The organism is Anaeromassilibacillus senegalensis (genome assembly GCF_001261775.1).
Classification (GTDB): Bacteria; Bacillota; Clostridia; order Oscillospirales; family Acutalibacteraceae; genus Anaeromassilibacillus; species Anaeromassilibacillus senegalensis.
This window is the reverse complement of the sequence record NZ_LN868538.1, coordinates 1,063,345-1,081,234: the sequence shown is the minus strand read 5'-3', so window position 1 is coordinate 1,081,234 and position 17,890 is coordinate 1,063,345. Positions and strand designations below refer to the sequence as shown.

General features: G+C 56.0%; 2 protein-coding genes and 1 CRISPR repeat array (1 of these 3 cut by a window edge). Both genes read left to right on the top strand.

Annotation, left to right across the window (positions count from 1 at the left end; translation table 11 throughout):
• Nucleotides 1-673 precede the first annotated feature (673 nt).
• Complete coding sequence (locus BN2106_RS14750; RefSeq protein WP_050699312.1) at nt 674-10,195, top strand: TIM-barrel domain-containing protein; 9,522 nt, start codon at nt 674-676, stop codon at nt 10,193-10,195.
• 1,309 nt (nt 10,196-11,504) lie between these two features.
• Nucleotides 11,505-17,390, top strand: a complete 5,886-nt coding sequence (locus BN2106_RS14740; RefSeq protein WP_050699310.1) for a LamG-like jellyroll fold domain-containing protein — start codon at nt 11,505-11,507, stop codon at nt 17,388-17,390.
• Between the two features lie 411 nt (nt 17,391-17,801).
• Nucleotides 17,802-17,890: a CRISPR direct-repeat array (repeat unit 28 nt) (it continues 407 nt past the right edge of the window).

The window sequence follows — 17,890 nt, the reverse complement described above, 5'->3', positions numbered from 1 at the left end:
GGAAAACACGAGTACGACAGTTCTCTGCAAAAAGGGGACAGGAGAGGAAGCAAAGTTAGGAATCATCCGAATAAAAGCTGTATCAAACATTTGTTAGGTGTATAAATATGGAAAAAGTTTGCACAATTGTGTCAATTTGTTTAAAAATGTTGACAAGATAAAAGAGATTTGTTTTAATAATTACAACCTACAACGGATTAAGAAATTGATTCAACAGGATTTTATGGTGCAGATAGAAATAAGTCCGAGGTAAATCCGTTGTTGTACTTATTATTGATTACAAGATCTTTTCTTCATATTCCTTCCCAAATAGCTGAAGCCGGCTCCGTGTATTACCTCCCGGAGCCGGGCGTAGGCTAATCAACAAGAAAGATCAAGTTCATACATTCCTTCTTAATAAAATATTTTGCAGTAAACGGCAGGAGCAGTTGCTCCTGCCGTTGCTGCGTTTTCCGGAGAATTTGTGGGACCCTGTTTGCTTCACCCAATTTAAAAAGGCAAAATAGTTTAGTCGTTCGCAATTTATTCCATTGACTTGCGTGGAAAACTTTGGTTTAATTTAACCAAGGATAAACCCAATAAACAAATTAGACGGAAAGGGACAAACGGCGTCCCAAAAGGAGGCGAAGTGGAAAAGCCGTGGTGGATAAGGATTGAAATAAGGAGGAAAAAGATGAGAAAGCGAGTGATTTCCTGGCTGCTTGCCATTTCCATGGCATTATCGCCCACCTATTTGGTGGCGGGCGCGATGCCGTCGGCAGCCAAAAACCAGGAGGCCCAGCAAACATTGAGCGCGGCGCCCATCGATCAGGAAGTGTATGAGGCGGAAGACGCGGCGCTTTCCGGCGCGCTGGCGGCCTCTGATCTGGACGATTACTCCGGTACAGGCTTTGTGGACGGCATGGAAGCGGGAGCCTCCGTCCAGTTTGCCGTCGATGTGCCGGAGGATGGAGATTACGCGGTGCGGCTGCGTTACTCCAACGGCTCCGGAGAGGACAGGACGGCCAGCCTGTATGCGAACGGCGAAAAAGTACGCACCATCAACCTCCCCAAAATGGTCAACTGGGACACATGGGGGGCTAAAACCGAAAGCATTCCGCTCAAGGCGGGCGGAAACATCCTTTCCTATCAGTTGGACGAGGGCGATACCGGCGTAGAGGTCAAGCTGGACTGCATCAGCTTGGCGAACATTTACGAAGCGGAGGATGCGGAAGTCCTCAATGGCAACAAAACCGCGAAGGACCATGGAGGATACTCGGGGACAGGCTTTGCCGCCGGCTTTGAAAAGGACGGCGCGGGCGTCCGCTTTACGGTGGATACGCCGGAGGCCGGCACCTATGCGATGGTGGTCCGTTATGCGAACGGTAAGAATAACGGCGACTCCCAAAAGCTGACCTGCTCCGTCAATGGGAATACCCAGAAAGTCCGCTTTGGCGACCTGGGAAGCTGGGAGGAGTGGGAAGACCGCTCCGTGACCGTCGAGCTGAAGGCGGGAACCAACACCATCGGCCTGGTTAAAAACAGCGATGACAGCGGCGGCTTAAACATTGACTACATTACACTCAAAAAGACGCAGTGGACCTATGTGGGCAATGTGGACTCCGTAGAAAACGCAACGGACAATGAATTGATCTTCCGCTGCGACAATGCGAAGGTCAGTATCAAATCCGTCTCCCCAAACGCCCTGAAAGTCTGGTGTGAGCCGACCGGCCGTTTTGACCGCAAGTACGATTCCTTTGCGGTGATCGACGAGGCCGTCGATCCGGAGACGCTGCGTGCCGAGGACAAAGGCGATTTCTACCTGATTTCCACCGGAACGATGGACGTGAAGGTCGATAAATCCCCCTTCCGCCTCACCTATCTGGACAAAAACGGCGCGTTGCTCTGCGAAGGCGACGAGCAGAGCATGGGCTGGAGCACCGACAACGAGGTGCTGGTGCAGAATAAAAAGCAGGCGGACGAGCGCTTCTGGGGGCTCGGAGAAAAGACTGAGAGCTTTGAGAAGACCGGCACGAAGCTGGCCATGTGGAGCACCGATTACCTCGGCGGCGAGGGCAACTCCCTGGTGCCGGAATACGGCGAGGGCCGCTGGTATATGTCCAACCCGCATTTCCTCAGCTCCAAGGGTTATTCCATCTATTTTGACAATACCAGCCGGACGGTGTTCGATCTGGGAAAAACCGACCCGGACCGCTATTCCTTCGGTGCGCTGAACCCGGCGCCCGCCGGCGAACTGCTGTACTACTTTATGTACGGCCCGTCCATGAAGCAGATCAGCAAGACCTTCACGGACATGATCGGCAAAACCTTCTTTGCGCCGGAATATGCCTACGGCAACATCCAGTGCCACTATGGCTACAAGCAGAGCGACATTGAGCGCGTGGCGCAGACGTACCGCGACAAGGAGATTCCGCTGGACATGATGATGGCGGACATCGAATGGTATCAGTACCTGTGCAGCCCGACGCAGTGGAATAAAAACAATTTCCCGGATCCGGAAAGCATGATCGACAAACTCCAGAAGCTGAACCTGCGCATGGGCGTCATCGACGACCCGAACGTTACCAAGGCGCAGCCGGACGATTATCCCTACGGAACGGAAAAGGATTACTTCATGCACGCCCGCACCGGCGACCAGAAGGACATCATCTGGCCGTGGGGCAGCACCTCCGGCCTGACGGATTTCTTCAATCCGGAGGCGCAGGACTGGTGGGGCGAACAGCACAACATGATCCTCAACCAGGGTGTGGAAGGCTTCTGGCTGGATATGAACGAGCCGGCCCGCTACCGTCCCGACTGGGTGGGCTGGAACGAGGACGGCAAAGCGTGGGGCGATATGAACGAGCTGCACAACGTCTATGCCATCCAGCACAACGAAGCAATGTACGACAAGGTCACGGAGAACGGCGACCGCCCATTCATGCTGACCCGCTCCGGCTTTACCGGCAGCAGCCGCTATGTCTCCCCGTGGACGGGCGATATCGGATGCGGATGGAACGATATGCACGAGCAGATCCGCCTGGGCACCAGCCTGTCCCTCTCCGGCTTCAACTATTGGGGCTTTGACATCGGCGGTTTCAACGGCATGCCGAACAGCAACCAGTTTAAGCGCTGGATCCAGCTGGCAACCTTTACCCCCGTGCACCGCTTCCATTACTCCAGCGGCCTGGCCGCGAAGGAGCCGTGGGAACTGGGCGGCGAAGAGGTGGCGCGCGAATACATCAATCTGCGCTACCGCCTGATCCCGTACACCTATTCCCTCACAGCGGACAACATCCTGGGCATCGGCATTGAAAAAGGCCTCGGCGAAGGCGGCACCGGCGTTCCGCTCGTGCGCCCGATGGCGATGGAGTTCCAGGACGACCCGAACACCTACGGAATCGATACCCAGTTTATGAACGGCCCCAGCTTCCTGGTGGCCCCGGTCGTGGAAGATTCCACCGTCAAGCAGGTTTACCTGCCGGCAGGCGACTGGTACGATTACGACAACGGCAAGACCGTATACAAGGGCGGCACCACGCTGAGCTATTCCGCGCCGGTCACCCTGCTGCCGGTCTTTGTCAAAGCCGGTTCCATCATCCCGATGCAGCCGGAGATGCAGTATGTCGGCGAGAAACCGGTCGACGTGCTGACCCTGGATGTATACCCGACCCTGCAGGACGGCAGCTTCGACTTTGTACTCTATGAGGACGACGGCGAGACCGACGCATATAAAGATGGTGTGTACACCACCACGAAATACGACTGCAAGGTAACGGCGGACGAAGACACAAACACCATCGCGCTGCATGTGGGCGAACGCACCGGCAGTTATGCGGACATCGCACCGCGCAGCTACCTGCTGCAGTTCCACAAGGCGGCATACACCGATTTGTCCGTCCAGCATGACGGCGCGGCAATGACGCAGTGCGGTTCCCTGGAAGCGCTGAACGCGGCGGAGTCCGGCTATTATGCGGACGCGGCGAGCGAAATCTGCTATGTAAAGATTCCGGATACCACAAAAGCGAGCACTGTGACCGTCAATGGTTCCCCGGCCCCGGTCTTCGAGTTTGAGGCGGAAGAAGCGGCGCTCCTGGGCGATGCCCAAAACGAGGCCGTTTACGGAGGCTATTCCGGCGTGGGATACACCGCGTGGATTCACAATCCCGGCGACGGCGTACAGTTCTCAAAGATCACGGTCCCCGAAGACGGTGAGTACACCGTATTTGTCAAATATGGCAGCGGCGACGGCGCCGCGCGCACCATGAGCATTTATGCAAACGATGCGGAGGCCGACGCGCAGCAGGTGGTGTTCCCGCCGCTCAAGAGCTGGAATCTTTGGGATGAACTTCCGGTTACGGTTTCTTTAAAAGCGGGCAAAAATACCATTACCCTGGTGACGGGCGAGAAGGACTCCGCCAACGTCAACCTGGATAAAATTACGGTCAGCAAACAGCCGATGGTCATGACGCAGGTTCCGGTTCCGAACGGCGGCTTTGAAAGCGGCACAACGGAGAACTGGACGGTCGACACCACGACCGAAGTCCGCAACGGTGTGGACGATCCCGACGCGTTCGGCGGCAAGTATAAATTCTATTTCTATCAGAACGCGCCGTATGAGGCGCGCCTCAGCCAGACCGTAAACGGCCTGCCGGACGGCACCTACCGCGTCAACGCGATGGTCAAGATATCGAACAGCGCGGCGCAGACCAGCCGGATGGAGCTCACCGGCTACAACGGCGCGGCGGAAACGCTGGTCAATATCCCGTTCAACAGCGTCTACCAGAAGTTCTCTTCGGAAATTGAGGTTACGGACGGAAAGATCCATATCGCGTTCTATTGCAAGGGGGCGAAGAGCACCTCCATGCAGGTGGACAATGTGGAAATCTGGAAGATCGACACGGAAAAGCCGAAGGATACCTACGCGGTGCAGGTTGCGGCGGGACAGCCGGCGACCCTGAGCGCACAGTCCTCCGCGGCGATGGGCGAGACCGTCAAAGTCTTTGTCTCCGGCATTCCGGCGGGCAAGATGGTCAAACAGGTGTCCGCAGTGGACGTAGACGGCACGGCGCTGGAGGTGCTGGAAGTCGAAAAAGACAAAGCGTACAGCTTTGTGATGCCTGCCAAAGCGGTGACGCTTTCCATTGCGCTGGTCGATATCGCGGATGTCGCAAAGGCGGTCATCAGCCGCGACACCGTTACCCGCATTGAGGCGGAGGATTTCGACGAGCAGGGCGGCGACCCGACGATGGGCAGCAAGGCCGGGATTAAGACGGAATCCTGCGGCGATGTGGGCGGCACCCTGAATGTCGGCAGCACCGACGCGGGTGACTACATGGTCTATCAGAACATCTATGTCAAGGACGCGGGCACGTATCAATTCCGCCTGCGCGTGGCGAGCAACAACACACAGGGCGGTGTGGAAGGTTCCCCGAACGGCGTGACAATCGTGACTTCCGCGGCGCCCGAGGGCGTGGTCGGATCCATCCCGTTCACCGGCGCGTGGCAGACCTACGAGGATATTTACCTGAATGTGCCGCTGGACGCGGGCTTGCAGACCATCCGTTTCAACGTAACGCACGAGGGCTGGAACTTCAACTACTTTGATGTGCAGATGGAAGCAAAGGCCGTGATCACGGCGGACAGCACCACCAAAATTGAGGCCGAGGACTTCGACGGACAGGGCGGCGACAACGAAGACCCGTCCAAAATCGGCATCAGAGTGGAAAATTGCAGCGACGCGGGCGGCGGGAAGAACATCGGCAGCACCGACGCGGGCGACTATTTCTACTACGATAACATCATGGTCAAAGACGCGGGAACCTATCAGTTTACACTGCGTGTGGCCAGTATGAACACGGACGGTGGCGTACAGGGCTCCCCGAACGGCGTCAGCATCGTGACCACCGCCGCGCCGGACGGCGTGACGGCTTCCATCCCGTACACCGGCGGCTGGCAGACCTACACGGATATAAAAGTTCTGGTCCCGCTCAAGGAAGGACGCCAGACCATCCGGTTCAACGTGACGCACGAGGGCTGGAACATCAACTACTTCACGGTTTCTGTTCCGGTGGAGGTGCCCACCTATGAGGACGTCTCCATGGTCAACCGCTGGAAAAACCAGTACCTGCTGGACGATGGCAGCGGCGTGCTCAAATACGCGGGCGAGATGGACAGCAACGACCGCGAGCCGTATACCTGGACCTTTACGCCGGACGACGACGGCAACTATACCATTCAGAACAAGGCAACCGGCAACTACCTGGTCAACGACGGTTCTAGCTTTATCGCCTGTATGTCCGAAGCGGGCGAGGGAGACGCCGGCAAGTGGATTCTGCGCACCGTGAGCGGCTACACCAAGATCAACAGCCTGCTGGACGACACGGTTTCCATCGCCCTGGAAACCCAGGACAAGGAAAACCGCGCAGAACTGTCGGAAGCGCCGGACAGCTGGCACAGCGCGCACTTTACGCTGAACAGCACCCGGTTTGATTATGACATCTATCCCGATAAGATCGTCGACGGCGTCTATACGATGACCGCGAAGGACGGCAAGCAGCTCTATTCCTCCTATGAGAACAGCACCTGGAAGCTGAGCAAGGATATCTCCAAGCTGCCGCAGTTTAAGGCGGAGAACATGCCGATTTCCGAGGCAATATACAACATGGCATTGCAGGAGTCCCTGGAGGACATCTTCACGGAAAAGAGCATCCACACCGGGGAGACGGTGGAAGTGTTTAACACCGGCGCGAACTGGAACAAAGTCTGGACGCGCGACACCGCGATGTCCGTCCAGTATTCGCTGGGCTGGGTGTTCCCGGAGCAGTCCCGCAACAGCCTGCTGCAAAAGATTCAGGGCGACCCGAAGGAATGGGTGGAGGACACCGGAACCGGCGGTTCTTATCCGTCTTCCACGGACCGCATCATCATGGCATTGGCGTCCTGGGAGGATTACCTCGCCACCGGTGATACAGAATTCCTGCGCACCATTTACGACGTCACCGCGTATACGGCGGAGAAGGATCTGCACAACGTCTACGACGCGAATACAGGCCTCTTCAAGGGCGAGACCTCCGGTCTCGACCACCGCTCCAAGACCTATCCGGACTGGATGGACGAGGGCTATTTCTCCGATATCATGGAGTCCAAGTCCTGCAACACCAACATTGAATACGCCGTAATGTTCAAGGTTTTGGAACAGGCCTCTGAAATCCTTGGCAAAGACCCGGCGGAAACCGCCAAATGGGCCAAGCATTTTGAGGATCTCAAACAGGCGATCAACGACAACTTCTGGATGGAAGACCGCAACTACTACGCCTCCTGGCAGTATCCGGAGTACATGGGCAACGCCCTGGCGGACAAGACGGACGTTTTGGCAGTTGGCTACGCCATTTACTTCGATATCGCAACGCCGGAAATGGCGGAGAAGATGATGGAAAACTATCCGCTGGTCAAGTACGGCGCGAATACCGTTTATCCGCAGAAGCGCGGCAAGCAGTTCGGCGCCATCTACCACAACCGCGGCGTGTGGCCCGGCTGGGAAGCGGCGCTGATGGAAGCGGCCATGAAGGGCGGCAACCGCCAGCTCGCGGAAGAAATCATGAAATCCATCATGTACGGCGCAGCGCGCAACCTCTCCAACGACGAGGTTATCAACTATGAGACCGGCGTGGGCAACAACGCGCACCGTCAGCTCTGGTCCGTGGCGGGCCAGCTCTCCAACTATTACCGCGTGCTGTTCGGCATGATGTATGAGCTGGACGGCATTCACTTCACCCCGTATGTACCGGACTGGATGGAGGGCCCCTTCACCCTGACCAATTACAAATACCGCGACGCGACCATTGACTTCACGCTCTCCGGCAAGGGTGATACCGTCAAGTCCATGACCGTCAACGGCAAAGAAGTGGGCGCCGATTATGTGTTGCCGGCGGACGCTTCCGGCAAATACACGATTGAAATGGTTGTGGAAGACAGCGGCAACCGCAGCGCGGTCAACCTCAAGCCCGAAAACCTGGCTATCTGTCCGGACCTGCCGGAAATGAAGCTGGCAGACGGCGTGTTGACCTGGACGCCGAACAGCGCGTATACCTATAAGCTGTGGACCGGCTCCGCGTATGTCGATGTGACCGGCGTGAGCAGCTACGAAATCCCGAAGGATCAGTACGGCAGCTATTCTCTGGTCGCGGTGGATCAGGCGGGCGTTGCGTCCGAGCTGTCCAAGCCGATTGTCTGGAATCCGGAAAATTCCGTCCAGACTTATGAGGCGGAGGACGCGTCCTACAACGACGGCTGCAAGGCGAACTCCATTAAGGGCTATTCCGGCAGCGGCTATGTTGCCGACAATCGCCCGGGGACCGGTGCGGAACTGACCTTCACCATCCGTGTACCCGAGGACGGCGACTATCTGGTCAGTACGCTGTACAACAACGGCGGCGACACCACCAGCGGCAACTACGGCGCAATCCGCTCTGTGCTGGTGGATGGCGTGGATGTGGGAACCATGTCGTTCTCCGTCACCTTCAACGATGTGTTCTACCGTTCGCCGCGCATGAAGCTGCACCTGACAGCGGGCGAGCACACCATTGGTTTTACCTTTAACAATGGCAACAACTACGACCAGAACATGAACATCAAGCGGAACAACGTGGCGATCGATCAGATGATTGTGGAGCGTCTGGGCGGCCAGACGGTTCCGTCCGAACCGCAGCTGCTGAACGTACAGTGGAACCCGAATCAGGCGGCTATGGAAATTGCCGGTGAAACGGACGTCATTCTCGACGGCAACGGCATCTACGGCGCAAAAGTAGTTCCGGGCACGAAGCTGGCCTTTACCTTCACTCCGGCGAACGGCCCGTTTGCAAGCGCAAAGCTGAACGGCGAGAACATCCCGTTTGAAGCCGACGGCTTTACCTACACCTATACCATGCCGGACGACAAAGCGGTTCTGCGCTTTACCTTCACCAGCGTGAACAAGAGTGTTCTGGAAACCCTGTTGGAAAAGGCAAATGAAGTGACCGACAAGCAGCTTGCCGGTTTGGTCGAGTCCGTAAGCAACCGCTTCATCGCGGCGCGCGACCACGCAAAGGCCGTCTATGAAGACGACACGGCGACCCAGGAAGAAGTAAACGAAGCCTGGAAGGAACTGCTCGACGCGATGCATTACCTCTCCTTCGAGGCAGGCACCAAGGAACAGCTGGAATACTGGCTCGACTACGCCGCCATGCTCGACCTGAACAACTTCACCCCGAAGAGCCTGGAAGGCTATGCGGAAGCACTTGCCTATGCGGAAGAAATCTACAACGACGAGGGCGAAACGCTGAAAGCAGAAGTTGAGAAGGCGGCCAATAACCTGCACGACGCGATTATGCGCCTGGAATTCAAGGCGGATACCGAGACGCTGGCGCTGTTTGTGAAGCAGGCACAGGAAATTGATCTGGATGAATATCTGGACGGCCCGGAAAAGGATGCCTTTGAGGAAGTCCTTCCGCAGGCGGAAGCCCTTCTGGCAGACGGCAACGCGACCCAGAAGCAGGTCGACGCAATGACGGACAAATTGTTTGACGCACTGGCTGGCCTGCGTGTCACGCCGGACAGAGAAGCGCTGAAAGACCTGCTGGAGGAATCCGAAGCACTCGACCCGGCGGACTACACCGAGGCAAGCTATGCGATCCTCCGCGCGGCATTGAATCTCGCATGGGATACCTGCAACGACGAGAATGCCACCCCGAAGGATATCGCCGTACAGTATGCGACCGTGGAGAAGGCCCGCGCGGGACTGGCGCTGGCAGACAAGCCGGAAGAGCCGGAGAAGCCCGGTAACAAGCCAAGCCATAAGCCGTCCAACAGCGGCAGTAAGAAGCCGGTTGGCAATACCTCCGGTACGGGAACGGCAGTTGCTGTAACCAACCCGTTAATCAACGCGGTGCAGAACGTGATGGGACAGAAGTTCGTCCGTTCCGATACCACAGCGAACTTCACCCTGAAGAGGGGCAATGCCTACTGCTTCAAGATGACGGTTGTCAACGGCAGCAGCGCGGTCCCGAACTTCACCGTGGGCAACGGCAGTGTGCTGAAGACCCAGTTTGTGGCGAAGATCGGTAATGATTACTATTACAGAGTCTGGGCGACCGGCGCACCGGGCCAGAGCACCGGCGTGTATACCACGATGGCGGGTGAAGCACCGCAGCAGCACTGTGTGGTTACAATAGGCTGATTGCTGCCACTGAAAACCACCGCAGGTGCGAATGACGTTGCACGTCCGCAACAGCATTGTGTGGTTACAATTGGCTGAAAAATTATTTCAGCTGGCGGAGAGAATCTCTTCTTTGGTTAAACAGAATTTGAAAGTGCTCTGTTTTAAGAGGGATCTCCACTGAAAACCACCGTAGGCGCGAAAGACACTTTGTGTCCGCAAATGAAACACGCAGTATGTCATCGTCTGCCAATCCCCAGGGCAGCAAAAACATGCGGCGGGAGAGGAATGCGGATGAAAACAGAGGATCTTTCAATAAACTCACACAAAGCACGATTATTTTCGATTTCATACAAAGTGGGAGGGCCGTTCATTTCTGAACGGCCCTCTTCCATATTGCCGGCGGTTGTCAGAGCAAATGCCGCTGTTTTTATCAACCAAGGGTCCGGTGCGAATGGGGAGCACACAGAAAATTGTAAGAGGATTCGCACTATAAAAAGGCGTTTCTTTTATTTTTGGAGTTGTATTTTACAATTGGGTGGATTATGATGAAAGTAAAGAACAGCATAATGTATGGTTCTTTGCAAAGATTGTACAAGGCGGTTCATACTGTTTTGTCAACTTTTGCTGTCGACGTCCGCAGGGACGTCGTGGATAGAAACACCCATTAATATCAGGAGCGGTTACATAATCAGGTCGACGTCCGCAGGACGTCGTGGATAGAAACGGGGTTACAGGCCAGCCAGAATGGTCGACGTCTATTGTGACGTCGTGGATTGAAATGCGCCCGGGTTGTCGGAACCGTAACCTTCCAGAAGACGGTGCTCAGAGAAACGTCCCGAAACTGAAAAACGCATGGAAAATGGAGGGATAACCCACAAAAAGCAAAAGAAACGAGAAATTGACTTTCATGGGAAACACAAAGACCTGCTTTACGAGTGGTAGAGCAGGTCTTTTTTGTTACGATTTTCGTTTCTGTCGGGTTTTATTTTTTATTACGCCCATGGTTTATAGAAAATCCCAAAATATCCACGCGCAACAAAAAATGGATTGCTGTGGCTTTCCTAATTGTTTCGCGTGGAAGTTTCTTCGGACTCAGCCATTTTTTATGCGGCTCTGTTCCTGAATCGACAGGAAAAGCCTGCTAAAAAAACGGGCGTTATTGTCCGTTTTTCATAAATACAGCGGCGCCACCCCGATGCTATACTGAAAAAGAGTATCCAAAACTCCTGCGATCCGTCTACGGGATAACAGGAAAACGGGAGGAGGCGCGGCGTTACGTAGGGGTTGTATGAAAAGGAATTTATGAAACAAGGGGGAGAATGCAAAAATGAAATTGCAAAAAAAGATTACCGCATGGGTGCTTTGTCTTGCAATGTTGCTTGGCAGCGTCTCGACGGCGCTGGCTGTCGGAACGGAGACGGTTGAGGCACAGGCGGACGGCCTGCTTCTACAATACGATTTTGAAGAGCTAAACGGCACTGCGGTTCCGGACACAAGCGGGAACGGGTTTGACGGAACCTTGACGGGGAGTGCAAGCCAGGTGGATGCCAGAGGCGGGAAAGCGGTTTCTCTTGCCTCCGGCAGCGATTATATCCGTGTACCCATCGACGTGATGCGGGATGTTTCCGACATCACCATCAAAATGGATGTTTTCCTGAATGAGGTGCAGGCCTGGACGGCTCTGTTCTCCGTTGGGAACAGCGGCGGAGATTGCATGGTTATGGCGGCGAAGGGCCAGCCCGGCGGCGCGTCCGTCGGCTATACGCTGGGGATCCGCGTCGACGGAAACGAGCAGCGCATTGCCGCACCCGCCGCGCAGACGGTTCCCGTGGGCAAGTGGGTTACATTGGCGTATACCCAGCAGGGCAGCCAGGCAAAGTTGTATATGGACGGCACGCTGGTGGCCCAGAAGGATGATATGACCAACACCATCGGGCAGACCTATACGCTCGGAGAAACCTGCTATGTGGCAAAGAGCCCGTTTTCCGCGGACCCGACCGCCATCGGCCGCATCGACAACGTGCAGGTGTATCGCCGTGCATTGCGCGCGGACGAGCTGGCTGTTGAAAAGCTGGAAGATCAGGCCGTCGTAGCATCGGATGCGAAGTCCCTGACTCTGGGCGACATAGAGCCCTTTACGGGCAGCCGGCTTGCCCTGCCGCTGGACGGCGACTACGGCAGCCGCATCTACTGGGAGACAAGCGACCCTGCGCACATCACGGAGAACGGCCTTGTCACCCGGGAAAAGGACCGCGATGTATCGGCTACACTGACCGCGACGCTTGTTTCCGGCGAAGCAAAGGAACAGCGCTCCTTTGACGTGACGCTGAAAGCGGACCCGAACGCGGTTAAAAAAGAACCGGTCCAAATTTTGCAGATTGGCGATTCGAATACGGAATTCGGTTACCTGACGATGAACATGAAAGCCATTCTGGACGAACAGTACGGCGACTGCGGCACCGGCTTTGTTACGCTGAACGGCTCGTCTTATTTTCAAAAGGCGCCCGCCAATATCCGCTTTTCCTACAGCGGCTCCTGGTGGGAAGAAGATACCGCACGCTGGGGCGGCCACGGGAAAATTGTCGATTCCCCAAACGGCCTGTATGTGCATGGACACGGGACCGGCAGCAGCTTGCAAATTCAGTTCACCGGCTCAAAGATTGACCTGTTCTATCTCTCCTGGGGCGGCGCGGGCAGTTTCACCGCTACGCTGGACGGCGTGGAACAGGGCACGGTAGTGCAGAACCAACCCAACGACTACAACACCCATAAGGTGACGTATGATGCGGGCAAATATGGCCGTCACGAGCTGGTGGTCCGTCCAACGGACGACCGCGATATCAATTTCTACGGCGCGGACGTGCATATCGGACGCGATGAAGACCGTACGGTCATCCACACCTGGGGCAACGCGGAGGCCACCTCCAACGACTATGCCATCCTGACCGACAGTATCTTCACCTCCGCGCTCCAGCTGCTCAACCCGGACAAGGCCGTTGTGCTGCTGGGTACGAACGACCACGGCGCGCTGGACAAACCCCGCCCGGCGGCGGATGTGGAAGCGGATCTCGTCACCGTGCTCAGCCGCGTGCGGAAGGCCTTGCCGGAATCCGAGGTCTGGCTGCTCTCCACCTTCGACACAAACGATCCGGGGAAGAACCCCGCTTCCCGCGACATGCTGCGCGAATACTGGAAGACCTCCTTCCCGAACGCGGCGGAAGCCGCAGGCGTGCGGTATTGGGACATGGGCCAGTGGTTCGGCGAATACGATTCCAATAAAATGTCCGACGCCTGGCATGTCAACGACCGGTACGGGCGCGTCATTATGGAAGAACTGTATCACAAACTGGCGCCGCAGGAACCGGTTCCCGCGGAAGGCCTGGTCCTGCGGTATAAATTTGACGAAGCCGAAGGCGACACAGCGATTGACTCTGTCAACGGCTTTGACGGCACGCTGAACGGCGCGGCGGCCCGCACAAGCGGCTTCCTGGACGGTGCGGTCGCATTGGGCGGCGGCAGCGGCGATTATATTTCCATGCCGAGCGAAGCACTGGGCAAGACGGATGACAGTTCCATTTCCTTCTGGGTGAAGCTGGACCACACGGATATCTGGACTTCTCTGCTGGTGACGGGCTCTTCACAAAGCAACTACATGGTTATGGCGGCGCGAGGCAACCCGTACGGAACGCCCTGCGGCGTGACTGTGGCGGTGAAAACAGACGGAAAAAACGAAGAGCGAATCAAAGCCGACGCGGGCGTTGTTGTCCCGGCGGGCGAGTGGACGCTGGTTACCTTCACACAGAGCGGCAGCGACGCAAAGCTTTACCTGAACGACCGGCTGGTTGCCTCCGGCGTGCTGGAACAAAAGCTCAGCCAGCTTGCGCAGGGAACCACCACGCGCATCGGCGCAAACCATATCTTCCCCGATCCGAGTGCAAAGGGGCAGTTTGAAGAATTCTGTGTTTACGACCGCGCACTCACACCGGAAGAAATTCAGGTGGAGGTTGCGGCGCACAAAGACGACATTGCAAACGCGGCTGTGAAGGAAGCGCTGGACGGCATCGATCTGGGTGATCTTTCCGACGTGACGGAGAACCTTTCCCTGCCAAAACAGCATGCGAATGGAACCACCTTTGTATGGCGGTCCGACAAGCCGGCGTTTGTGACGGATGAGGGGAAAATTTCCCTGCCGACCACCGCACAGGGCGACCAGCTGGTTGCACTGACGGTTACGGCCACCGGACCGGTGGGACAGGTGTTGGAGCGCGTGTTCACCGTGACGCTGCTGGCCCTGACGGATGAACGCATTGTAGAACGAGAGGCAGACTATGTCCGCCGCTATGTCGATTACAAGATAAACGACGGCTATGAGCTGACGACACGGGACGCGCTCACCAGCAAAATTTCCTGGGAAATTGTCTCCGGCGATGCGGAGATTCTCAATGGGAAGGTCTGTAAGACGGAGACATCTCTGGAACGCCAGCCGATCCAGCTCAAGGCCACGCTGACGCTGGGAGAAGCGAAGCAGGAAGTGCGTTTTGAGCATGTTGTCCTGCTTGACAAGTTCACCGGTTATGTCTTGTCCCACTTCGGTGGCACGCAGGGCGTGGAGAACCTCTGTCTGGCATACAGCTACGACGGTGTGCACTGGACCTCCCTGAACGGCGGCAGGCCGGTGATTCAAAACAAGCTTGGCAACGGCAGAATCCGCGACCCCTTTATTCTGCGCAATAAGGACGGTTCCTTCACCGCCATCGCCACGCAGGGCTGGGATACGCCGCAGATTTATCTGTGGAGCTCCGATGACCTGACCTCCTTTGACGATGAGCGCCTTGCAACCGTGGCAAAACCCGGCGTGGACGGCTTGACCGGTGCGCGCGCCTGGGCGCCGGAGGCGTCCTACGATCCGATCAACGACGAATACCTTGTCTATTGGTCCGATCCAAGCGCAAACGGCGGCAACGGACCGATTTACTGCAATACCACAAAGGACCTGCACGAATTCTCCGCGCCATTCAAGTTCTTTGATGCCGGTTATTCCATCATCGACGCCAATATTACGAAGAACAACGGCTCCTATTATCTGGTCTATAAGGATGAGCGGGATTCCGGCAAGGCGATCAAGGCCGCGAAGTCCCAATCCCTGGCGCCCGGTTCCTTTGAAGTTTACACTGACGATTTCATTACCGACCGGATGGTGGAGGGTCCGTTTGTCTTCAAGGATATTCACGAGGACAAATGGTATCATTATTACGACTATTTCTACGAGCAGAAATTTGGTTATTCCGTTACGGACGATCTCGACAGCGGCGAATGGATTGACATGGGCCGCAATCCGGATATGCCGACGCAGGACGTGCGCCATGGCGGCGTGGTCACCGTAACGGAAAAGGAACTCCGTGCAATTCTGGACAAGTGGGGTGCGGAACCCCGCCGGGTTCTTTCCCTGGAGGAACCTGCGGCAGTCCACGCACAGCTTGGCACGGCCTTTGACCGTCTGGCCCTGCCGCCCACGGTACAGGCCGTACTGAGCGACGGCGGCAAAACGGCAATCCCGGTGGAGTGGAGCGCGGAAGGCTACAACGCAAACCGCGAGGGAACCTATCTTTTGACCGGAACGCTCATCCTGCCGGAGGGCGTGCAAAACCCGGAGCAGTTCACCACATCTGTGTCCGTCATTGTCAAACGGCAGGAGACAGAGGACGGGAAGCTGCTGACTGTGCAGTTTACAGAAAATGCGAATCTGACAGCGGAAGGCGAGCTGACCACCGTCTTTGATACAAACGGCATTTATGCGGCGAATGTTCTACCCGGCAAGGAGATTACGTTGCACTTTACTCCGACGGACGGCCCGTTTGCAAGCGCAAAGCTGAACGGTGCCGATATCCCGTTTGAAGTGAATGGCTGCGCCTATACGCTCGCGATGCCGGAGAAGAATACCACCTTGGCATTCCTCTTTACCGTTGTAAAAAAGAATGTTCTGGAAACTCTGCTGGAAAAGGCAAATGAAGTGACCGATGAGCAGCTTGCCGGTTTGGTCGAGTCTGTAAGCAATCGCTTCATCGCGGCGCGCGACAACGCGAAGGCCGTCTATGAAGACGACACAGCCACGCAGGAAGAAGTAAACGAAGCCTGGAAGGAACTGCTCGACGCGATGCATTACCTCTCCTTCGAGGCAGGCACCAAGGAACAGCTGGAATACTGGCTCGACTACGCCGCCATGCTCGACCTGAACAACTTCACCCCGAAGAGCCTGGAAGGCTACGCGGAAGCGCTCGCCTATGCGGAAGAGATCTACAACGACGAGGGCGAAACGCTGAAGGCAGAAGTTGAGAAGGCGGCCAACAACCTGCACGACGCGATTATGCGCCTGGAATTCAAGGCGGATACCGAGACGCTGGCGCTGTTTGTAAAGCAGGCACAGGAGATCGATCTGGACGAATATCTGGATGGCCCGGAGAAGGACGCCTTTGAGAAAGTCCTTCCGCAGGCGGAAGCCCTTCTGGCAGACGGCAACGCGACCCAGAAACAGGTCGATGCAATGACGGACAAATTGTTTGACGCACTGGCTGGCCTGCGTGTCACGCCGGACAGAGAAGCGCTGAAAGACCTGCTGGAGGAATCCGAAGCACTCGACCCGGCGGACTACACCGAGGCAAGCTATGCGATCCTCCGCGCGGCATTGAATCTCGCATGGGATACCTGCAACGACGAGAATGCCACCCCGAAGGACATCGCCGTGCAGTATGCGACCGTGGAGAAGGCCCGCGCGGGACTGGCGCTGGCAGACAAGCCGGAAGAGCCTGCGAAACCCGACAACAAGCCGAGCCATAAACCGTCCAACAGCGGCGGCAAGAAGCCGGTTGGCAACACCTCCGGTACGGGAACGGCAGTTGCTGTGCCCAACCCGTTAATCAACGCGGTACAGAACGTGATGGGACAGAAGTCCGTCCGTTCCGATACCACAGCGAACTTCACTCTGAAGAGAGGCAATGCCTACTGCTTCAAGATGACGGTTGTCAACGGCAGCAGCGCGGCCCCGAACTTCACCGTGGGCAACGGCAGCGTGCTGAAGACCCAGTTTGTGGCGAAGATCGGTAATGACTACTATTACAGAGTCTGGGCCGTTGGTACACCGGGCCAGAGCACCGGCGTGTATACCACAATGGCGGGTGAAGCACCGCAGCAGCACTGTGTGGTTACAATTGACTGATTGCTGCCACTGAAAAGCACCGTAGGTGTGATGGACGTTGCACGTCCGCCGCAGCATTGTGTGGTAATGGTTGGCTGGGAATCCATCAGAAGATCTGTCGAGAAAACCGTGATTATAGGTTTTCTGGTATTTGTAAAATTTGTATGATTATTAAAGAAGGAGGGCGCTTATCGTAAGCGTCCTCCTTCTTATCTTTACCTAATATGTAAATGAAAGCAGCGAAAGTGCGAACCGGAAGCAAACATGAAAAGCCTGGAGGATTCGCACTGAAAAAGAAATGTTATATTTCTTCTATGGGTTACATCTATAGTAAAGTTAGGGTATGATAAAAATGAAAATTGGCAAATAAGCAAATTTTTTGTGAAAGTTGTATCAGACACAAGTATGCTGCTTGGCAACTTTTGCTGTCAGTGCCCGTAGGGGCACTGTGGATTGAAATCGTAACATAGCGCGGATGCACCTTATTCCCCGGCGTCAGTGCCCGTAGGGGCACTGTGGAT

Coding starts and splice junctions, on each gene's coding strand:
- BN2106_RS14750 (WP_050699312.1), top strand. CDS start 674: ATGAGAAAGCGAGTGATTTCCTGGCTGCTTGCCATTTCCATGGCATTA.
- BN2106_RS14740 (WP_050699310.1), top strand. CDS start 11,505: ATGAAATTGCAAAAAAAGATTACCGCATGGGTGCTTTGTCTTGCAATG.